The 18,943-nt window shown below is 75.6% G+C and carries 21 protein-coding genes; 16 read left to right on the top strand and 5 right to left on the bottom strand.

Annotation, left to right across the window (positions count from 1 at the left end):
* Positions 1–14: 14 nt before the first annotated feature.
* Positions 15–650, bottom strand: a complete 636-nt coding sequence (locus RKE29_RS07885) for a LysE family translocator (RefSeq protein ID WP_312004365.1) — start codon at positions 648–650, stop codon at positions 15–17.
* A 131-nt stretch (positions 651–781) separates the two neighbouring features.
* Between RKE29_RS07885 and RKE29_RS07880 the strand changes: the two genes are divergently transcribed.
* From RKE29_RS07880 to RKE29_RS07855, 7 genes are all read left to right on the top strand, one after another.
* Positions 782–1,051, top strand: a complete 270-nt coding sequence (locus RKE29_RS07880) for a ribbon-helix-helix protein, CopG family (protein ID WP_312004350.1) — start codon at positions 782–784, stop codon at positions 1,049–1,051.
* Positions 1,048–1,443, top strand: a complete 396-nt coding sequence (locus tag RKE29_RS07875; protein WP_312004349.1) for a hypothetical protein — start codon at positions 1,048–1,050, stop codon at positions 1,441–1,443. The genes RKE29_RS07880 and RKE29_RS07875 overlap by 4 nt, the downstream gene beginning before the upstream one ends.
* 117 nt (positions 1,444–1,560) lie before the next feature.
* The gene (locus RKE29_RS30770; protein ID WP_369016031.1) at positions 1,561–1,644 is read left to right on the top strand and encodes a putative leader peptide; all 84 of its coding nucleotides are present in this window, start codon (positions 1,561–1,563) and stop codon (positions 1,642–1,644) included.
* 512 nt (positions 1,645–2,156) lie between these two features.
* On the top strand, positions 2,157–3,569 hold the full coding sequence (locus tag RKE29_RS07870; RefSeq protein ID WP_312004348.1) for an LLM class flavin-dependent oxidoreductase: 1,413 nt from the start codon (positions 2,157–2,159) through the stop codon (positions 3,567–3,569).
* 173 nt (positions 3,570–3,742) lie between these two features.
* Complete coding sequence (locus RKE29_RS07865) at positions 3,743–4,945, top strand: acyl-CoA dehydrogenase family protein (RefSeq protein ID WP_312004347.1); 1,203 nt, start codon at positions 3,743–3,745, stop codon at positions 4,943–4,945.
* A gap of 189 nt (positions 4,946–5,134) precedes the next feature.
* Positions 5,135–5,518: an STAS domain-containing protein gene (locus RKE29_RS07860; RefSeq protein WP_312004364.1), complete on the top strand. Its 384-nt coding sequence runs from the start codon at positions 5,135–5,137 to the stop codon at positions 5,516–5,518.
* Positions 5,515–6,438 (top strand): anti-sigma factor RsbA family regulatory protein, encoded by a 924-nt coding sequence (locus RKE29_RS07855; protein ID WP_312004346.1) that lies wholly within the window; start codon positions 5,515–5,517, stop codon positions 6,436–6,438. Before RKE29_RS07860 ends, RKE29_RS07855 begins: the two co-directional genes overlap by 4 nt.
* A 61-nt stretch (positions 6,439–6,499) precedes the next feature.
* Here the strand turns inward: RKE29_RS07855 and RKE29_RS07850 are convergent, their stop codons facing one another.
* Positions 6,500–7,405 carry an NAD(P)-binding domain-containing protein gene (locus tag RKE29_RS07850; protein WP_312004345.1) on the bottom strand — a complete coding sequence of 302 codons (906 nt, stop codon included), beginning with the start codon at positions 7,403–7,405 and terminating at the stop codon, positions 6,500–6,502.
* Between the two features lie 112 nt (positions 7,406–7,517).
* Entirely contained in the window at positions 7,518–7,928 is a 411-nt protein-coding gene (locus RKE29_RS07845; RefSeq protein WP_312004344.1) for a four-helix bundle copper-binding protein, read from the bottom strand.
* Positions 7,929–8,295: 367 nt separating this feature from the next.
* Between RKE29_RS07845 and RKE29_RS07840 the strand changes: the two genes are divergently transcribed.
* Genes RKE29_RS07840 through RKE29_RS07815 form a run of 6 tightly spaced genes read left to right on the top strand, consistent with a single transcriptional unit; the run spans position 8,296 to position 13,870 of the window.
* A complete protein-coding gene (locus tag RKE29_RS07840; RefSeq protein ID WP_312004343.1) occupies positions 8,296–9,510 on the top strand; it encodes an acyl-CoA dehydrogenase family protein in 1,215 nt (404 codons plus the stop codon).
* On the top strand, positions 9,507–10,316 hold the full coding sequence (locus tag RKE29_RS07835; RefSeq protein WP_312004342.1) for an SDR family NAD(P)-dependent oxidoreductase: 810 nt from the start codon (positions 9,507–9,509) through the stop codon (positions 10,314–10,316). The genes RKE29_RS07840 and RKE29_RS07835 overlap by 4 nt, the downstream gene beginning before the upstream one ends.
* Positions 10,313–11,071, top strand: a complete 759-nt coding sequence (locus RKE29_RS07830; RefSeq protein ID WP_312004341.1) for an SDR family oxidoreductase — start codon at positions 10,313–10,315, stop codon at positions 11,069–11,071. Before RKE29_RS07835 ends, RKE29_RS07830 begins: the two co-directional genes overlap by 4 nt.
* Positions 11,072–12,130, top strand: a complete 1,059-nt coding sequence (locus tag RKE29_RS07825) for a phosphotransferase family protein (RefSeq protein ID WP_312004340.1) — start codon at positions 11,072–11,074, stop codon at positions 12,128–12,130. It begins immediately after the preceding gene.
* A gap of 55 nt (positions 12,131–12,185) precedes the next feature.
* Positions 12,186–12,842 carry a histidine phosphatase family protein gene (locus tag RKE29_RS07820; protein ID WP_312004339.1) on the top strand — a complete coding sequence of 219 codons (657 nt, stop codon included), beginning with the start codon at positions 12,186–12,188 and terminating at the stop codon, positions 12,840–12,842.
* A gap of 59 nt (positions 12,843–12,901) precedes the next feature.
* Positions 12,902–13,870 carry an NADPH:quinone oxidoreductase family protein gene (locus RKE29_RS07815; RefSeq protein ID WP_312004338.1) on the top strand — a complete coding sequence of 323 codons (969 nt, stop codon included), beginning with the start codon at positions 12,902–12,904 and terminating at the stop codon, positions 13,868–13,870.
* Between the two features lie 29 nt (positions 13,871–13,899).
* On the opposite strand, the gene RKE29_RS07810 is transcribed toward RKE29_RS07815, so the two are convergent.
* Both RKE29_RS07810 and RKE29_RS07805 read right to left on the bottom strand, forming a co-directional pair.
* Positions 13,900–15,210, bottom strand: a complete 1,311-nt coding sequence (locus RKE29_RS07810; RefSeq protein WP_312004337.1) for a HAMP domain-containing sensor histidine kinase — start codon at positions 15,208–15,210, stop codon at positions 13,900–13,902.
* Between the two features lie 2 nt (positions 15,211–15,212).
* Positions 15,213–15,887, bottom strand: a complete 675-nt coding sequence (locus RKE29_RS07805; protein WP_312004336.1) for a response regulator transcription factor — start codon at positions 15,885–15,887, stop codon at positions 15,213–15,215.
* A gap of 130 nt (positions 15,888–16,017) precedes the next feature.
* Between RKE29_RS07805 and RKE29_RS07800 the strand changes: the two genes are divergently transcribed.
* From RKE29_RS07800 to RKE29_RS07790, 3 genes are all read left to right on the top strand, one after another.
* Complete coding sequence (locus RKE29_RS07800) at positions 16,018–16,530, top strand: hypothetical protein (protein ID WP_312004335.1); 513 nt, start codon at positions 16,018–16,020, stop codon at positions 16,528–16,530.
* 367 nt (positions 16,531–16,897) lie between these two features.
* On the top strand, positions 16,898–18,184 hold the full coding sequence (locus RKE29_RS07795) for an MFS transporter (RefSeq protein WP_312004334.1): 1,287 nt from the start codon (positions 16,898–16,900) through the stop codon (positions 18,182–18,184).
* A gap of 111 nt (positions 18,185–18,295) precedes the next feature.
* Positions 18,296–18,943, top strand: a 648-nt coding sequence (locus tag RKE29_RS07790) for a pentapeptide repeat-containing protein (RefSeq protein ID WP_312004333.1), incomplete at its 3' end; no start/stop codon positions are given.

The raw sequence follows: 18,943 nt of genomic DNA, 5'->3' as shown, positions 1-18,943 counted from the left end.
CCGTACGCCCGGCCTCAGCGCCGGTCGCCGGTGAGCGCGAGGCGGACGCCCAGCCCCACCATCACCACCCCCGAGGCCCCGCCGAGGGCCGACAGCCTGCGCGGCGAGCGCGCCAGCCAGGCGCGCGCCGACCCGGCCAGCAGGCCCCAGGCGGAGTCCGACACCAGCGCGACGGTCACGCACACCGCCCCGAGCAGCAGCAGTTGGGCGGGCACGTGCCCGGCGGCGGGGTCCACGAACTGCGGCAGCACGGCGGTGAAGATCAGCAGGCCCTTGGGGTTGCTGACGCCGACGACGAAGCCCTCGCGCAGGATCCGCCGCACGCTCTTCACCGGCTGCCCCTGGGCCTCGGCGGCCGCCAGGCGGCCGCGCTGCCGCCAGGACTGGACGCCCAGCCAGACCAGGTACAGGGCGCCCGCGAACTTCAGCACCGAGAAGGCGAGCTGGGAGCGGGCGACGACGTTGCCCAGGCCGAAGGCGACGGCCACCGCCTGCACCGCGACGCCGCCCGCGTTCCCGGCCGCGGTGGCCACGGCGGCCCGCCGGCCCAGGGTCACCCCCCGGCTGACCACGAACAGGACGCTCGGCCCCGGGACCGCGATCAGCGCGGCGACGACGGCCAGGAAGACGGCGAAACGGCTCGGTTCCATCACCGCGTCAGGCTAGCGGCCGCCGCCGCGCGCCGCCGCCGGATTTCCCGGGGCCGCCGCTGCCGCGGGCCCGCGGCGCCCGGGCGCGGACCGGCCTTCCGCACCGGCGCATACGGTCGTATGCTTCCCGTGTGGCAGCGAAGGAACGGGTGACGATCACGCTCCCGGCGGACAGCGCCGAGGCGCTGCGGAAGCTGGCGGCCGCCGGCCGCATCGAGTCCGTGTCGGCGTACGTGGCGGAGTCGGTCATCGACCGACTGGAGCGCCAGGAGCGTGCCCAGCGCATCATCGAGGGCTGGGCGCGGGAGGCCGAGGCGGCCGACCCCGCCGAGTGGGCCAGGGCGATGGCATGGGCGCAGCGGACGGACCAGCGCGGTCAGGGTGCGGGCGCGGCCGCGTGATCGGCGGCTACATCCTGGACGCCGGAGCGGTCCGGCAGCTGGCCCTGGGCCGCCCGTTCATGGTGGCCCGGGTGTTCGTCTCGGTGGAGCAGATCCAGGTGCTGTACGTGCCCACCACCGCGCTCGCCGCCGGGCTGGTCGGCATGGACCTCTCCCCGCGCCGCCGGGAGCAGGTCGACGACGCCCTCGCCGCCCCCGTCTTCGAGTTCCACCCCCTGGACCGGCCCGCCGCCCTCGCCGTCGCGGAGCTGGCCACCATGGCCCAGGTCGACCTCGCCGCCGCCCACAGCGCGCACCTCGCGCTGCGCCGCCCCGGCTGGCCGGTGATCACCGACCGGCCGGCCGACCTGCACAAGGTCCACCCCGGGATCGAGATCGCCGAGCTGCCGTGACGCCCGCGCGTCCGCAGCGCGGGCCGGCCCGGCGCCCGACGGCCGCGGCCGTCCGGAATGCGAGATACCGCTTGGCGTCCTTGACGGCCCTGAACGGCGCTTGCTTGAATCGCCGTTATGACACAGCGGCAGGCTCTCACGCGACGGCGGCACGTCGACCTCGTGCGCGTCTGTAGCACCCTGTGTCACGGCGAGGTCTGAGGAGCGCCCTCCCTCGTCGGCGCGCGGCGATGCCCCCGGCATCCCGTCGCCTCTGACGGGCCCCGGCATTCCCGGACCGGCCCCTCACCCGTGGTGACGCTCCCTCCGCCCCGGCCCGCCGCGGGCACCGGCCGTCCGCCGTCCGCCGCGTAGCGCCCCGTCGGCACCGGCCGGGCGTGCGTGCCCGGCAGCCCCGTACGGCCCGGCGCGCAGGGGTACCCCCTGCCGCTCGGCTCCCTCCTCCCTTCTCTGACAGCCCTTCAGCGCTTCACCTGCGCTCGCCGTTCCGGCGGGCCGGTCCGCGGCGCGGTCGGCCCCTGCCGCCCGCGGGCCGTGCCCGGCCCTCGGTCGCGCGCGACTGCCGGGCAGACATATGCAGACATATGCGGAATGCCCGCAGAAAACAGAGCACATCGAAAGTCCGGGGACACCCGAGAACTCCCAGGACCCGGCGAAGAACCGGCCGGAACCGGAGAAGCACCGAAGCCGTACCCGAGAAAAGTGGTCGCCCCATGCCCCGTCACGTCCGCCTCAACGCCTTCGACATGAACTGCGTCGCCCACCAGTCGCCCGGCCTGTGGCGCCATCCGGACGACCAGTCGTGGCGGTACAAGGACCTGCGCTACTGGACCGACCTGGCCCGCCTGCTCGAACGGGGCCGGTTCGACGGGCTGTTCGTCGCCGACGTGCTGGGCACCTACGACGTGTACGGCGGCAGCCACGAGGCGGCCGTCCGGCAGGGCGCCCAGATCCCCGTATCCGACCCCCTGCTGCTGGTCAGCGCCATGGCCCTGGTGACCGAGCACCTCGGCTTCGGCATCACGGCCGGGACCGGCTTCGAGCACCCGTACCCGTTCGCCCGGCGCCTGTCCACCCTCGACCACCTCACGGGCGGCCGCATCGGCTGGAACGTGGTCACCGGCTACCTGCCCTCCGCCGCGCGCAACATGGGGCAGGAGGACCAGTTGCGGCACGACGACCGCTACGACCACGCGGACGAGTACATGGAAGTGCTCTACAAGCTGTGGGAGGGCTCCTGGGAGGACGACGCCGTGGTGCGCGACCGCGAGCGGGGCGTGTTCACCGACCCGGCGAAGGTCCACCCCGTAGGCCACCGCGGCACGCACTTCACCGTGCTCGGCATCCACCTGGCCGAGCCCTCCCCGCAGCGCACCCCCGTCATCTTCCAGGCCGGCGCGTCGCCGCGCGGCGTCCGGTTCGCCGCCGAGAACGCCGAGGCGATCTTCGTCGGCGCGCCCACCCGCGCCATCCTCAGGGACACCGTGGCCCGGATCCGCAAGGAGCTGGTCCGCGCGGGCCGCGACCCGTACGCCGCCCGGATCTACACCCTGATGACCGTCATCACGGCCGAGACCTCCGAGGCCGCCCACGCCAAGCACCGCGAGTACCAGTCCTACGCCAGCGACGAGGGCGCCCTGGTGTTCATGTCCGGCTGGATGGGCGTCGACCTGTCCCGGTACGACCTGGACGAGCCGATCGGGAACGTCGAGAGCAACGCGATCCACTCGTTCGTGTCCGCCTTCCAGCAGACCACCGAGGACGGCCGGGAGTGGACCGTCCGCGACATCGCCGCCTGGGGCGGCATCGGCGGTGCCGGCCCGCGGATCGTCGGCTCCGGCGCGGAGGTCGCCGACGAACTGCTCTCCTGGGTCGAGGACACCGACGTCGACGGCTTCAACCTCGCCTACGCCATCACGCCCGGCACCTTCGAGGACGTGGTGACGCACGTGGTGCCCGAGCTCGTACGGCGCGGCGCGTACCCGGCCGCGTACGAGCCGGGGACGCTGCGCCACAAGCTCCTGGGCCGCGGCGACCGGCTGCCCGACGAGCACCCCGGCAGCCGCTACCGCGTCGGCGCCGCGGCCGCCCGGACCCCCTCCGCCGCACCCGCGGGGCGCCCGTAGCCGCCCCGCGCCACAGCCGTGCCGGCCCGACCGGAGCCGGCACCCACCGGTGTCGACACAGAGCGAAACCGTCGAACCGGCACCACGCCGAACAGCGACATGTCGACACCGGCTCCGTGCCGGCCCTACCAGCCGGCCCACCGGTAACCGCACCCAGCCGAAGGAGACCCGCCATGACCACCCTCGCCCCCGCGCCCAGCGCCGAGCGCTACCGCGAACTGCTCGACACCGCCGACAAGGTCGCCCGCGAGCTGCGCGCCACCGCCGCCGAGCGCGACCGCGCGAACCAGACGCCGCGCGCCGAGATCGAGCTGCTGCGCGCGAACGACCTGCTGCAGGTCCAGGAGCCCGTCGAGTACGGCGGCGCGGGCCTGAACTACCGTCAGGCGGCGCAGCTCACCCGCCGCATCGCGCGCGGCGACACCTCCATCGCCCACCTGCTGGGCTACCACTACGCGCAGACGCGCGTGGCCACCCTGTTCGGCACCCCCGAGCAGGCCGACGCGCAGTCGCGGCGCAACGGCCAGGAGCGGCTGTTCTGGGGCGGCGTGCAGAACCCGCGCGGCGGCTCCGACCTGGTCCTCACCCGCGACGGCGACGGTTTCCGGCTGAGCGGCCGCCGCACGTTCGCCAGCGGCGCGAGCCTGGCCGACCACCTGTCCATCACGGCGGTCCACGAGGGCAACCTGGTCTTCGTGTCCCTCCCGGGCGGCCGCGAGGGCTTCACCCCGCTGCTGGACTGGGACAACATCGGGCAGCGGCTGACCGACTCCGGCGGCGTGGAGCTCAGCGGCGTACGGGTGGAGCGCTCCGAGATCCTCGGCCCGGACCCGCTGGGCGGCGGCCTGCCGACGCCGTACCAGACCCTGGTCACCCCGCACTGGCAGCTGGCCTTCGTCAACTTCTACGTCGGCACCGCGGAGGGCGCGATCGAGGAGGCGCTGGAGTGGACGCGGGCCCACGCGGCGCCGTGGGAGTCCTCCGGCGTCGACCAGGCCACCGACGACCCGTACATCCTCCAGACGGTCGGCGAGGTGCTCAGCGGGGTGCGCGCCGCCGCGCTGCTGGCCGACCGGGCCGGCGAGGTGTTCCAGGAGGCGCTGGACACCGGTTCGGACCTGACCGAGGAGCAGCGCGCCGAGGCCGCCGTCGCCGTCTACGAGGCGAAGGTCGCGGCGACCCGGGCGGGCCTGGACGCGGCCGGCCGGCTGTTCGAGATCCAGGGCTCCCGCGCCACCACCGCCGCGTACGGGTTCGACCGGCACTGGCGCAACCTGCGCACCCACACCCTGCACGACCCGGTCGCCTACAAGGCCCGCGAGGTCGGCGACTGGGCGCTGAACCGCCGGGGACCGGAGTTCTCGCTCTACCGGTGACCGCCGCCGCCCCGGCCGCCGCGGCGGCCGGGGCCACGGCGGGCGGGCCGGGCGCCCGTCCGGATCGGGCACCCGGCCGGCCCGGCGGCGTGTGCGCGCGGCGGGCCGGGGCACCCGGCTGGCAGTATGGGGACGCGAGGCCACCCCACGGTGGTCCGCACCCGGGGGATACTGTCTATGGTGACCACCATGTTTCCGCAAGGAGCGGCACTGGACGCGTCCCACACGCAGGGCCCGGCCGGGCGGCAGGCGCCGCCGGGGACCGGCTTGCGCGTACGCGTGCTTCCGTCGCGGCCCGGCGTGAGCGTGTCCGGCGAGGTGGGCCTGGCCACCCGGGAGGCGTGGCAGCGCCTGCTGGACGACCTGGCCGGCCGCGGTGAGGACGTCTGCCTGGAGCTGTCCGGGGTCACCTTCGTCGATGTGGCGGGCGCCACCGCACTGGTCGTGGCGGCCCAGCGGCTGACCGGCGGCCGGCGGATCACCGTCGAGGCGCCGCCGCCCTCGCTCCAGCGTACGCTGCGGATGTTCTGGCCCGGCCTGCCGGCGGTCGAGGTCGTGAGGGGGCGGGCGTGACCGAGGTGGCCGAGGCGTTCGCACACCCGGCGCTGTTCTACCGGGACGACGACACCTACCTGGCCGGGACCGTGCCGTTCGTCCTGGACGGCCTGCGCGCGGGGGAGCCGGTCGCGGTGGCCGTCCCCGGCGCCCGGCTCGCCGCGCTGCGCTCGGCCCTGGGCCCGGACGCCGGCGCGGTGCGGCTGATCGACATGGAGCAGGCCGGGCGCAACCCGGGCCGGATCATCCCGCGCGTGCTGCGCGCCTTCGCCGACGCCCACCCGGGCGAGCGGGTGCGGATCATCGGCGAGCCGATCTGGCCGGGCCGCTCCACGGCCGAGTACCCGGCCTGCGCCCAGCACGAGGCGCTGATCAACCACGCGTTCACCGGCCGGCCGGCGACCATCCTGTGCCCGTACGACACCTCGCGGCTGGACGGGCGGGCGCTGGCCGACGCGCACGCCACCCATCCGGTCATCGTCGAGGACGGCCGGACGCGCGTCAGCGGCGGATACGCCCCCGACCGGGTCGTCGCCGGCTACAACCAGCCCCTGCCGCGGCCGCCCGGCGCGGCGGTGTTCTCCTTCGACGCCGACCTGCTGCCCGACGCCCGCCACTTCGCCACCGGGCGGGCCGCCGCCCTGGGCCTGCCCCCGGGCCGGCACGAGGACTTCTCCCTGGCCGTGGCCGAGCTGACCACCAACAGCGTGGTCCACGGCGGCGGCAGCGGCGCCGTGCGCGTCTGGGCCGAGGACGGCCAGGTGGTGTGCGAGGTGGAGGACCGCGGCCACATCGGCGACCCGCTGGCCGGCCGCCGCGTGCCGCCGCCCGGGAAGATCGGTGGCCGCGGGCTGCTGCTGGTGCACTACGTGACCGACCTGGTGCGCACCCACACCGGCCCGCAGGGCACCACGACCCGGTTCTACCTGGGCCGGTAGGGCGCCGTCCCGCGGCGCTCCGGCCGGGGGCCCGGCCGGAGCGGACCCCGGCGGCCCGGGGTCAGCCGCCGGCGGCCGGCCGGCGCAGCACCTCCACCAGGCTGGAGAAGCCGTCGTCGCCGCGCCCCTCGCCGACGGCCCGCCGGGCGACGGCCAGGGCCGCGCCGAGCACGCCGGTGTCCAGGCCGTGGGCCTGTGCGGCGTGGACGACGTGCTCCATGCCCGCGGCCGCCGAGCGGACCGAACTCGCGTCGCCCGGGTGCTCTCCGGCGTCCACCGCCTGCGCGAACGTGTCGATGACGGCGGGCAGCAGGCCGCCGATGCCCTGGGCGTAGGGGGCCAGCTCCCGCGCGCCGATGTCCTCCGTGGCGGCCAGGGCGAAGGCGTGCACGATGCCGCTCATGGCCGTCCAGAAGACGTCCAGCAGGGCCACGTCGTACGCCGCGGCGCGGCCGGGGTCCGCGCCCAGGTGGGTGGCGGTCCCGCCCAGGGCCGCGAGCGCCGGCCGGTGCGCGGCGAACAGGTCGTGCGGACCGCTGTAGAGGACCAGCGCGGCGGGGGTGCCGACGGTGTGGACCGGGGTCATGACCGACCCGTCCAGGTAGTCGATCCCGCGTCCGGCGGCCCACGCCGCCGTCTCCCGGGCGCGCGCCGGGGTGTCGGCGGTGAGGTTCACCAGCGTCCGGCCCTTGAGGGCGTCGGCGGCAGCGCCGGTGATCGCCCGTACGGCGTCGTAGTCCACCACGCACACGACCACCAGCGGGCTCGCCGCGGCCGCGTCGGCGGCGGTGTCCGCGCGGACCGCGCCCTGGGCGACCAGCGCGTCGGCCTTCCCGGGGGAGCGGTTCCACACCGTGGTGCGGTGGCCGGCGCGCAGGAACGCGGCGGCCAGGGACCGGCCCATGGGGCCGAGGCCGAGGACCGTCACGGGCGTGCGGTCCGGGCCGTGCAACGGCTCGTTCGTCATGCCCGGCACGCTAAACCCTCACACCGGCGTGAGAGTCAAGCCGGGAGCGGCGGGCCGCGGCCGGAAGGGAGCCCGCGGGCGGCCCTCCGGCCCCGGCGGTGCGCCGGCCGGGTCAGCCCAGCGAGCGGAGCAGTTCCTCGCAGGCCCGCTGGCAGCGGCGGCACATCTCCGCGCAGGCGCGGCAGTGCTCGTACATCGACGCGTGCCGCTCGCACTCGTCGGCGCACGACCGGCAGGCGGTGGCGCACGCCTGGAGCTGGCTGCGGGTGATGTTGGCGTCGTAGCCGGTGTGCCGCGAGAGGACCGCGGCGGTGGTCGCGCAGATGTCCGCGCAGTCCATCCCGGTGCGGATGCACGTGACGAGCTCGGAGACCTTGCTCTCCGACAGGCAGGAGTCCGCGCAGGCGGTACACGCCTGCATGCACGCCATGCATTCCTCGATGCAGCGTGCCAGCTTCTGGCGGTCGACACCGCCGAGGTCGGCCGGGTAGGTCTCGATCATGTCCATGACCGCAGTGCCCATCGTGGGTCCTTCCTCCTCGCCGCGCGGCCGACGGGCACGGCAGCCCGTCTTCAGGGAGCTCCGCAGCGTGTTCGGGTCAGGGGTAACACGCCGGCCGGCGGCGCAAACGCCTTCGATCCGTACGGCCGCGGCGGTTCACCCGGACGCGGGCTCGCGCGGCCTGACCGGTGCGCCCGTCCGGCCGGTGGGCCCGTCCGGCCGCGGCGCCCCCGCGCGCGGCGATCCTCCCCCGAGAGAAGCGAACCCCGAGAGAAGCGAACCTTCGAGAGAAAGCGAACCCCCGGCGGCCGCCTGGTTGAGCAACCGCTTAGTATCCCGCTAGTCTCCTGCGCGGCAGGAACAGGCGAGGCAGGCGAGGGAGCCGGTCGTGGACTTCTCACACTCGCCGCGGGCGCGCGACTACACCGAGCGCGTCGGCGGCTTCATCGACAAGGAGATCCTGCCGCGCGAGCGCGAGTACCGCGACGCCCTGCGCGAGACGGAGGGCCGGTGGCAGGAGCCGCCGCTCATCGAGGAGTTGAAGGCCAGGGCCCGCGAGCAGGGCCTGTGGAACCTCTTCCTGCCCGACGAGCGGTACGGCCCGGGCCTGAGCGTCACCGAGTACGCGCCGCTGGCGGAGCTGATGGGCCGCAGCTTCCTCGCCCCCGAGGTGTTCAACTGCAACGCGCCCGACACCGGCAACGCCGAGGTGCTCGTCCACTACGGCAGCGACGAGCAGCGCGAGCGGTGGCTGGAACCCCTGCTGCGCGGCGAGATCCGCTCCGCGTTCTGCATGACCGAGCCCGCGGTGGCCTCCTCGGACGCCACCAACATGCAGGCCACCGCCACCCTGGACGGCGACACCGTCGTACTCAACGGGCGCAAGTGGTGGAGCACCGGCATCGGCCACCCCCGCTGCGCGTTCGTGATCTTCATGGGGCTGACCGACCCGGACGCCCACCGGCACTCCCAGCACTCGATGGTGCTGGTCCCGCTCGACACCCCGGGCGTGACGGTCGAGCGGATGCTGCCGGTGCTCGGCTACTACGACGAGCCCTACGGCCACGGCGAGGTGAGCTTCACCGACGTCCGCCTGCCGGCGAGCGCGGTCATCGCCGGCCCCGGCCGCGGCTTCGAGATCGCCCAGGGCCGGCTGGGCCCCGGCCGCATCCACCACTGCATGCGCCTGGTGGGCCTCGCCGAGCGCGCCCTGGAGCTGGCCTGCCGCCGCGCCCTGGAGCGCACCGCGTTCGGCAAGCCGCTGGCCAACCTCGGCGGCAACCGCGAGCGCATCGCCCGCGCCCGCATCGCGATCAACCAGGCCCGCCTGCAGGTGCTGCACGCCGCCTGGCTGCTGGACGCGCACGGTCCGCTCGGCGCGTTCAACGAACTGTCCCAGGTCAAGGCCGCGGTGCCGGCCATGGCATACGAGGTGATCGACATGGCGATCCAACTGCACGGCGGGCTCGGCCTGTCCGACGAGACCCCGCTGGCCCCGGCGCTGGCCACCGCCCGCGCCCTGCGCCTGGCCGACGGGCCGGACGAGGTGCACCTGGGCGTCGTGGCCCGGACGGAGCTGCGCGCCCACCGGGAGCAGGCGTGAGTACCCGGGTCCTGGTCACCGGCGGCTCCTCCGGGCTCGGCCGGGCCATCGCCGCCCGCTACGCCGCGGCCGGCGGCCGGGTGCTGGTCGCCGACCTCGCCGAGCCCGCCGACCCGCCCGCGGGCGAGGTCTCCTACCACCGCCTCGACGTGCGCTCCGACGAGGACTGGAACGCGGTCCGCGCCTGGTGCGAACGCGCCTGGGGCGGCCTGGACATCCTGGTCAACTGCGCCGGAGTGGCCGCCGCGGGCCGCGTCGAGCGCATCAGCCGGGACGACTGGGAGTGGATACTCGGCATCAACCTGCACGGCGTCATCGGCGGCTGCCGTGCCTTCGTCCCGGTGCTGAAGCGCCAGGGCAGCGGACACGTCGTCAACATCGCCTCGCTCGCCGGGCTGATGAACCTGCCGGGCATGTCCTCCTACAACGTCTCCAAGGCCGCGGTGATCTCCCTGTCGGAGACCATGCGGCACGAGCTGGCGCCCTGGGGCGTGCGCACCACCGTGGTCTGCCCCGGCTTCGTGCCCACCGCCCTCGGCTCCCGGCTGCGCAGCCCCGACCCCGTCCTGGCGGGCCTGGCCGACCGCATGATCCAGCGCGGCTCGGTCACCGCCGACCAGGTGGCCGAGCAGGTGGTGACCGCCGTCGCCAAGGGGCGCTTCCTGGTCAACACCCACCGGGAGGGACGGCTGGCGGTACGGGCCAGGCGCCTGCTGCCGCGTCTGGTGGACGCCAAGGTCGCCAAGGTGTGGGGGTACACCAAGACCAAACTCGACGAGCAGGACCGGCAGGAGACCACCTCATGAGCGCCCTCCGCAAGAACATCCTCATCACCGGCGCCAGCGCGGGCCTGGGCGAGCAGATGGCCCGCGACTTCGCCGCACGCGGCCGCAACCTCGCGCTGTGTGCCCGCCGCACCGACCGCATCGAGAAGCTGCGCGCCGAACTCCTCACCGCCCACCCCGGCATCGAGGTCGCCGTCCGCGCGCTGGACGTCACCGACCACGCCAAGGTCTTCGAGGTCTTCCGCGCCTTCCGCGACGAGCTGGGCACCCTCGACCGGGTGATCGTCAACGCCGGCCTGGGCAAGGGCCAGCCGATCGGCACCGGCCGGTTCGACGCCAACCTCCAGACCGCCAACACCAACTTCACCGCCGCCCTCGCCCAGTGCGAGGCCGCCGTGGAGATCTTCCGCGAGCAGCGCGCCGGCCACCTGGTGGTCATCTCCTCGATGAGCGCCATGCGCGGCCTGCCGCGCAACCGCACCACCTACGCGGCCACCAAGGCGGGCGTCGCCGCGCTCGCCGAGGGCATCCGCGCCGACCTGCTGCGCACGCCCATCAAGGTCACCACCCTCTACCCCGGTTACATCGCCTCCGAGCTCAGCTCCCGCGACAGCCGCGGCACGCCGCTGATGGTCTCCACCGAGAAGGGCGTACGGTCCATGGTGCAGGCCATCGAGGCCGAGCGGGCCCAGGCCAAGACGCCCGCCTGGCCCTGGGTGCCCATCGGCTTCGCCATGCGCCACCTGCCGCTGCGCCTGGTCACCAAGGTCGGCTGAATGAGCGACGCCACCCACCGCGGCGTACGCTCCGAGGACGCCTTCGACGTCCCGCGCGCGGACGCCTGGCTCAAGGAGCGGCTGGACGGCCTCACCGGCACGCCGGAGGTCACCCAGTTCTCCGGCGGCGCCTCCAACCTCACGTACCTGCTGCGCTACCCGGACACCGAGCTGGTCCTGCGCCGGCCCCCGGCCGGCCGCAAGGCGTCCTCCGCGCACGACATGGCCCGCGAGTACCGCGTCCAGCGCCAGCTCAAGCCCGTCTTCGGCTACCCGCCCACCGTCCGCGCCCTGTGCCAGGACCCGTCCGTCATCGGCGGCGACTTCTACGTCATGGACCGGGTGGAGGGCCTCATCCTGCGCGGCCGCCTGCCCCAGGGCATGACGGTGGACCCCGAGCGGGCGCGCCGGCTGTCGCAGACCTTCGTCGACGTCCTCACCGAGCTGCACCGGGTCGACCCCGCCGCCGCGGGCCTGGCCGACCTGGGCAAGGGCGCGGGGTACGTGCGCCGGCAGGTCGAGGGGTGGACCCGCCGCTACGCCGACGCCCGCACCTGGAACGTGCCCCGCTTCACCCGCGTCACCGCCTGGCTGGCCGGCAACCAGCCGGAGGACGTCGCCACCTGCGTGATCCACAACGACTGGCGGCTGGACAACCTGGTCCTGGACGAGGACGACCTGTTCGTCGTCGGCGTCCTGGACTGGGAGATGGCCACCCTCGGCGACCCGCTGATGGACCTCGGCGGCGCCCTGGCCTACTGGGTGCAGGCCGACGACGACTGGCCCTACCGCGTCACCCGCCGCCAGCCCAGCCACCTGCCCGGCATGCTCACCCGCGCCGAGATCGTGGAGCGCTACTGCGACGTGATGGGCCTGCCGGACGGCAACTGGCCCTTCTACGAGACCTTCGGCCTGTTCCGCCTCGCCGTCATCGCGCAGCAGATCTACTACCGCTACCACCACCGGCAGACCCGCAACCCGGCCTTCCGGAACCTGTGGCTGGTGGTCAACTACCTGCACCGGCGCTGCCTCGCCACCATCCGGCGCGCCGGCGGCTGACCGGCCGGGCGGCGCCGCGCGGGGACGAGAAGCGAGAGCGAGAGAGGCGGCTGCCATGCCGGTCATCCACCTGGTGCGCCACGGCCAGGCGTCCTTCCACGCCGAGACCTACGACGTGCTGTCGGACCTCGGCCGCGAACAGGCCCGGGTCGTCGGCGCCGAACTGGCCCGGCGGGGCCTGCGCGACCCCGTCGTCCACTGCGGCACCCTCGACCGGCAGCGGGACACCGCGGAGCTGCTGATGGCCGCGGCCGGGCTGGACGGCCGGCCGCACGCCGACCCCCGGTGGAACGAGTACGACCACCTCGCCCTCCTCGACCGCTACCCCACCCCCTGGCCCGCGGAGGAGCCCGGCTCCCGCGGCGTGCAGGTCCTGCTCGACCACGCGCTCGGCGCCTGGATCCACGACGCGGACACCGGCCCGAACGGCTGGCGGGCCTTCACCGACGGCGCCGCCGCCGCCCTGGCCGGCCTGACCGCGGCGCTCGGCTCCGGCCGCGACGCGGTCGTGGTGACCTCGGGCGGGGTGCTGGCCGCGCTGTGCGGGGCGCTGCTGCCCGCGCCGCCCGCGGGCATCGTGGCGCTCAACCGCGTCACGGTCAACGCCGCGATCACCACCCTCGCCGTGGGCCGCTCCGGCACCAGCCTGCTGACCTTCAACGACCACGCCCACTTCGCCGGCGACCTGCGCGCGCTGGTCACCTACCGCTGACGACCGCACCCCGCGCGGCGCCCCCGCCCGCCGCGCCGACACCCCCACGAGGAGCCCCCATGCGCGCCGCACAGGTCACCCGGCTGGACGGTCCGAAGGCCGTGCAGGTCACCGACGTGCCCGACCCGCTGCCCGGGGCCGGCCAGGTGCACATCGACGTGCACGCCGCCGGCGTCACCTTCCCCGACGTCCTGCTCAGCCGCGGCCGGTACCAGATCAAGCCGGACCCGCCGTTCGTCCCCGGCTCCGAGGTGGCCGGCGTCGTGCGCAGCGCGCCGGAGGACTCCGGGCTGCGGCCCGGCGACCGGGTCGCGGCGTTCCCCGGCTTCGGCGGCTTCGCCGAGCAGATCGCCGCCGACCCCCGGGTCGTCTTCCCGCTGCCGGACCGGCTGTCCTTCGAGGCCGGCGCCGGGCTGCCCATGAACTGCCTGACGGTGCACTTCGGGCTGACCCGCCGCGGCCGGCTGCGCCCCGGCGAGACCGTGCTGGTGCACGGCGCGGCGGGCGGCGTCGGCACCGCCGGCGTGCAGCTGGCGGCCGCCCTGGGCGCGCGCGTGATCGCGGTGGTCTCCAGCGACGCCAAGGCCGAGACCGCCCGCGCGGCCGGCGCCCACGAGACCGTGCCCGCCGACGGGTTCCGGCAGGCGGTGGCCGACCTGACGGCGGGCCGCGGCGTGGACCTGGTGCTCGACCCGGTCGGCGGCGACCGGTTCACCGACTCGCTGCGCAGCCTCGCGCCCGAGGGCCGCCTGCTCGTCGTCGGCTTCACCGGCGGCGAGATACCCACGGTCCGGGTGAACCGGCTGCTGCTGAACAACATCGACGTGGTCGGCGTGGGCTGGGGCGCCTACTGGCTGCCGCGCCCGGAGTACCTGCGCGAGCAGTGGCAGGAGCTGCTGCCGCACCTGGAGGCCGGCCGGCTCGACCCGCTGATCGGCGAGACCCGCCCCCTGGACGAGGCGGCCGAGGCGCTGAGCGCCCTCGACGAGCGGCGCGCCACCGGCAAGACCGTCCTGCGGGTGCGCTGACGGCCGGTACGGCCATGCGCCGCACCCGGTCACCCCACGGGCAGCCGGGCCCGGAAGCGGGCCCCCGTGCCCGCCTCGGAAGCGGCCAGGGCCAGCGTGCCGCCGTGGGCCGCGGCGATGTCCCGGGCGATGGCCAGGCCCAGGCCGGAGCCGCCGCTGTCCCGGGCGCGGGCCTCGTCCAGCCGGGCGAAGCGGCGGAAGACGGTGTCGCGGTGCTCCTCGGGGATGCCGGGCCCGTCGTCCACGACCTCGATCCGGGCCTCCCGGCTCCCGCCGCCCCGGCCCGTGGTGAGGCGGACGGCGACGGCCGACTCCGCGTGGCGCACCGCGTTGTCCACCAGGTTGGCCACCAGGCGCCGCATCTGGTCGGCCGAGCCGCGCAGCACCACGTCCGGCTCGACGGCCAGGTCGACGCGCACCTCGGGCCGGGGGCGGGTGCGGGCGGCCTCCTCGGCGACGACCTGGCTGAGGTCCACCTCCCGCGCGGGCCGCGGCTCCCCGGCGTCCAGCCGGGCCAGCAGCAGCAGGTCGGCGCTGAGCCGCTGGAGGCGTACGACGTCGGTCAGCGCCTCCGCGGCCAGCGGGCGGTGGCGCGGCGCGGCCAGCTCCAGGCGGGTGTGCAGGACGGCCAGCGGGCTGCGCAGCTCGTGAGCGGCGTCGGCGACGAACTGCTTGTGCTGCTCGATCGCCGCCTGCAACCGGTCCAGGGTGGCGTTCATGGTCCGCGCGAGCGCCGCCACCTCGTCGTCCGACCCGGGCTCCGGCACGCGCCGGTGCAGGCCGTGCGCGGTGATGTCGGCGACCTCGCGGCGGATCGCGGACACCGGGTTCAGCGCCCGTCCCACGGTGGTCCAGGTCAGCCAGGCCACCAGCAGCAGCAGCGCGGGGATGCCGGGCAGCAGCAGCGCGCGCAGGGTGCGCAGCGCCTCCTCGGTGGGCGCCAGGGAGGCGCGGGCCTGCACGACCATCAGCCCCTGCGGGGTGTCGACCGGCTTGTCGACCACCACGTACCCGCCGTCGCCCCGCCAGGCCCGCATGCCCGCCCGCGGCGAGGGGAGCACCTGCACGTCGCCGTTCTTCACCTGCGACGCCCCGGCCGGGGGGCCGCCCTCCAGCTTCGCCGCGACGGCCCGGGCGTTGCTGTCCGCCTCGGCGCGGGCGCTGCGCTCCAGGCTGCCGCGCAGCCCGGCGACCAGGACGGCCGACACCAGGCACAGGGCGACGGCCACCGCCGCCGTCGCGGCCACCGTGGCCCGCAGCCGCACGCCCCGCCCGGACAGCGCCGCCGCGACCCGCGCCCCGAGTCCCCGGTGCGGCGCGGCGGCCGGTTCGGTGTCCACCGTCAGCTCCCCTCGTCCAGCCGGTAGCCCGCGCCCCACACCGTCACCAGCGAACTGCGTCCGAACGGCTTGTCGATCTTGCGGCGCAGGGCGCTGATGTAGACCTCCACCACGTTGGAGTCGCCGTCGTAGGCGAAGTCCCAGGCCTCGCGCAGCAGTTCCCCCTTGGAGACCACCCGGCCCGCGCGCCGGGCCAGCCCGTGCAGCACGGCGAACTCCTTGGGCGTCAGCGCGATCGGCGTGTCGCCGCGCGAGCAGCGCAGCCCGGCCGGGTCGATCCGCAGGTCCCCCACGGTGATGACGGTCGGCCGCTCGCCGCCGCCGCGGCGCACCAGCGCGCGCAGCCGGGCCACGAGCACCACGTACGAGAACGGCTTGGACAGGAAGTCGTCGGCGCCGGTGTCCAGCGCCCTGGCCTCGTCGTACGCCCCGTCCTTGGCGGTCAGCATCATGATCGGCGTCCAGACCCCGGCCTCGCGCAGCCGGGCGCAGACGGTGTAGCCGTTCAGCCGCGGCAGCATCGCGTCCAGCACGATCGCGTCGTAGGGGTTCTCGGTCGCCATCCACAGCCCGTCCGTCCCGTCCAGGGCGATGTCGACGGCGTAACCCTCTTTGGCGAGGCCGCTCTTGAGCAGGTCGGCCAGGCGCCGCTCGTCCTCCACAACCAGTATCCGCACGCCCCCATTAGTGCCGTACGGAAGCTAAAGAAAGCATGAAGATCAACTTCAGCTGCCTTCAGAAACCCCACAGGCCCCTCCCGTGAGACTTCTGGACGTCAACGCAAGCCGACCTCTCAAAGGAGAGACTGTGCAGCGCATCAAGATCATGGCCACCGGCGTGCTCGCCGCGGGCGCCCTGCTGGCCGGGACCGCCGGGGCCGCCCACGCCTCCGGCGGCCACGGCGGACCGGTCCGCCCGGCCCCGGGCAAGCCGGGCAAGCACGTCGTGGTGTGCATCGACCTGGGCCACCACCACGGGGGCGGCGTCATCGTGGTGCCCGGACCCGGCAAGCCGGGGCCGAAGCCCGGCAAGCCGGTGCCCAGGCCCGGCAGGCCCGAGACGGTGGTCCGCGAGGCGGCCGCCAAGGCCGTCCCGCTGCCCGTGTCGTACGCGCCCGCCCGCGGGAAGAAGACGACGGTCCGCGTCGAGCGGGGCAAGGTGTTCGTCAACGGCAGGTTCGTGCCCGGACCCCGCCCCGGCCGGGTGCTGTGCTTCGTCCTGCCCGGGCCCGTCGGCGTCCCGGGCGGGCCGATCGAGGTCGGCACCTCGGTCGGGGGCGGCAAGGCCGAGCAGGGCCGCGTCGTCGTCCGGCGCGGCTGACCGCCGCGCCGCACCGGAAAAGGGGCGGGCCCGCCGGACTCGGGGGAGCCGGCGGGCCCGCCCGCTGCCGTGCCCCGCTCCGCCCTCCGCCCCCGCGGGGTCCGCTCCCCGCCCGTACGGTCCGCCCTCGGGCCGTACGCCCGGTCCGGCGCCCGTACGGTCCGGCCGCGTCCGGCGCCCGGACACGGCTTGACATGACCACGCGAGTCCTGCGACACCTTACGAGCAGTCGGACGCGACGTGTCCGGGCGGCGCGCGCCGCCCTCGCCGGGAGGGGACTTCGGATGTGCCACGCGCTCATCGCCCACGGAGCCGGCCGCGCCGCCGGGGCCGCCGGCCCGGCCCGGCGCCGCCCGGGCACCGGGTCGTGACCCGGGCCTGGGCGCACCCCTTCCGCTCGCTGGCGGTGCGCAACTTCCGGCTCTTCGCCGCCGGGCAGGTCGTGTCGGTGGCGGGCACCTGGATGATGGTGACCGCCCAGGACTGGCTCGTCCTGGAGCTGACCGGCGACTCGGGCACGGCCCTGGGCGTGGTCACCGCCGCGCAGTTCACCCCGCTGCTGCTGCTCACCCTGTACGGGGGCCGGCTCGCCGACCGGTACGACAAGCGCGTGCTGCTCGTCCTCGCCAACCTCGCCTCGGGCGTGCTGGCGCTGGGCCTGGCGGTGCTGGTGCTGTGCGACGCGGTGCGGCTGTGGCACATCGGCCTGTTCGCCCTGGGTCTCGGCGTGGTCAACGCCGTCGAGGTGCCCACCCGCATGTCGTTCGTCAGCGAACTCGTCGGCGCGGACCTGCTGCCCAACGCCTCGGCGCTGAGCGCCGCCTACTTCAACGTCGCCCGCATCGCCGGGCCCGCCCTCGCCGGCCTGCTCATCACCGGCCTGGGCGGCACCGGTCCGGTGATGGCCGCCAACGCGGCCAGCTACCTGGCGACGGTGGTCGGCCTGCGCGCGATGCGCCCCGGCGAACTGCACCGCCCGCCGCGCCCCGCGGCCCGGCCCCGGGTCGTCGACGGGCTGCGCCACGTGCGTGCGCGCCCCGACCTGCTGCTGCCGGTGTGCCTGGTGGCCGTGGTCGGCCTGTTCGGGCTGAACTTCCAGCTGACCCTGCCGCTGCTGGCCAAGACCGTCTTCCACGCCGACGCCGCCGCCTTCGGGCTGCTCACCTCCTGCTTCGCGGCCGGCTCGCTGCTCGCGGCGTTCGCCACCACCGCCCGCCGCGGCCGTCCCTCGGGCCGCCAGGTGGTGTACTCGGCGCTGGTCTTCGGCGCCCTGGAGGCGGCGACCGGCTGGGCGCCCGGCTACGCCGCCGCCGCGGCGCTGCTGTTCCTGACCGGCTTCGCCGCGCTGTACTTCGCGCAGGCCGCCAACCACCGCATCCAGCTCGGCAGCGCGCCGGAGTTCCGCGGCCGCGTCCTGGCCCTGTACACCCTCATCCTCCAGGGCTCCACCCCGCTGGGCGCGCTGCTGGTCGGCGCGCTGTCCGCCCGGCTGGGCGCGCGCTCCGGCTTCTGGGCGGGCGGCCTGGTCTCCCTCGCCGCGGGCCTCGCCGCGTGGGCGGCCGAGCGCCGCGTCCGCGACGGCCCGGACCCGGACGGCCCGCCGCCGCGGCCGCCCGACCACAGCGGGACCGACCGGCGGGCCATCCGCCCCTGACCCCGCCCGCGCACCCCCGCGTCCGTCCGGGCGCTCAAGGCGGGAGAATGGCAGGCCGGTGCCCGAGCGCCGCCCGCCGGGCGGCGCCACGTGAAGCGGGAGAGTACGCGGTTGTCCGAACGGTCCCCGGTCCCCTCCCCGGGCGCGGCCCCACCCGGCCTGCGCGCCGACTGCGCCGGCTGCCTGGGGCTGTGCTGCGTCGCCCTGCCCTTCGCCGCGTCCTCGGACTTCGCGCTCGCCAAGGACGCCGGACGGCCCTGCCCGAACCTGGGGGCGGACCTGCGCTGCGGCATCCACGCCCGGCTGCGGCAGGAGGGCTTCACCGGCTGCGCCGTCTTCGACTGCTTCGGCGCCGGGCAGAAGATCTCCCAGGTCACCTTCGCGGGCCGGGACTGGCGGCAGGACCCGGACACCGCCCGGGAGATGTTCGCCGCCTTCCCCGTCATGCGGCAGCTCCACGAACTGCTGTGGTACCTGACCCAGGCGCTGGCCCTGCGGCCCGCCCGCCCCCTGCACGGCGAGCTGCGCCGGGCGCTGCACGCCACCGAACGCCTCACCCTCGGCGACGCCCGGCAGCTCGCGGAACTCGACCTGGCGGCCCACCGGGAGGGCGTGGCCGCCCTGCTGTCGCGCGCGAGCGCGCTCGTCCGGGCCACGGCGCCCGCGCCGCCCGGCCGCGGCCGGCCGCGCGTGCGCAGGCGGGCCGACCTGGCCGGGGCCGACCTGCGGCGCGCCGACCTGCGGGGTGCCGACCTGCGC

The organism is Streptomyces sp. B1866 (assembly GCF_031932565.1).
Lineage (GTDB): Bacteria > Actinomycetota > Actinomycetes > Streptomycetales > Streptomycetaceae > Streptomyces.
This window is presented reverse-complemented; position numbering and strand designations above follow the sequence as displayed.

Coding starts and splice junctions, on each gene's coding strand:
- RKE29_RS07870 (WP_312004348.1), top strand. CDS start 2,157: ATGCCCCGTCACGTCCGCCTCAACGCCTTCGACATGAACTGCGTCGCC.
- RKE29_RS07885 (WP_312004365.1), bottom strand. CDS start 650: ATGGAACCGAGCCGTTTCGCCGTCTTCCTGGCCGTCGTCGCCGCGCTG.
- RKE29_RS07850 (WP_312004345.1), bottom strand. CDS start 7,405: ATGACGAACGAGCCGTTGCACGGCCCGGACCGCACGCCCGTGACGGTC.
- RKE29_RS07865 (WP_312004347.1), top strand. CDS start 3,743: ATGACCACCCTCGCCCCCGCGCCCAGCGCCGAGCGCTACCGCGAACTG.
- RKE29_RS07860 (WP_312004364.1), top strand. CDS start 5,135: ATGTTTCCGCAAGGAGCGGCACTGGACGCGTCCCACACGCAGGGCCCG.
- RKE29_RS30770 (WP_369016031.1), top strand. CDS start 1,561: ATGACACAGCGGCAGGCTCTCACGCGACGGCGGCACGTCGACCTCGTG.
- RKE29_RS07820 (WP_312004339.1), top strand. CDS start 12,186: ATGCCGGTCATCCACCTGGTGCGCCACGGCCAGGCGTCCTTCCACGCC.
- RKE29_RS07815 (WP_312004338.1), top strand. CDS start 12,902: ATGCGCGCCGCACAGGTCACCCGGCTGGACGGTCCGAAGGCCGTGCAG.
- RKE29_RS07825 (WP_312004340.1), top strand. CDS start 11,072: ATGAGCGACGCCACCCACCGCGGCGTACGCTCCGAGGACGCCTTCGAC.
- RKE29_RS07845 (WP_312004344.1), bottom strand. CDS start 7,928: ATGGGCACTGCGGTCATGGACATGATCGAGACCTACCCGGCCGACCTC.
- RKE29_RS07830 (WP_312004341.1), top strand. CDS start 10,313: ATGAGCGCCCTCCGCAAGAACATCCTCATCACCGGCGCCAGCGCGGGC.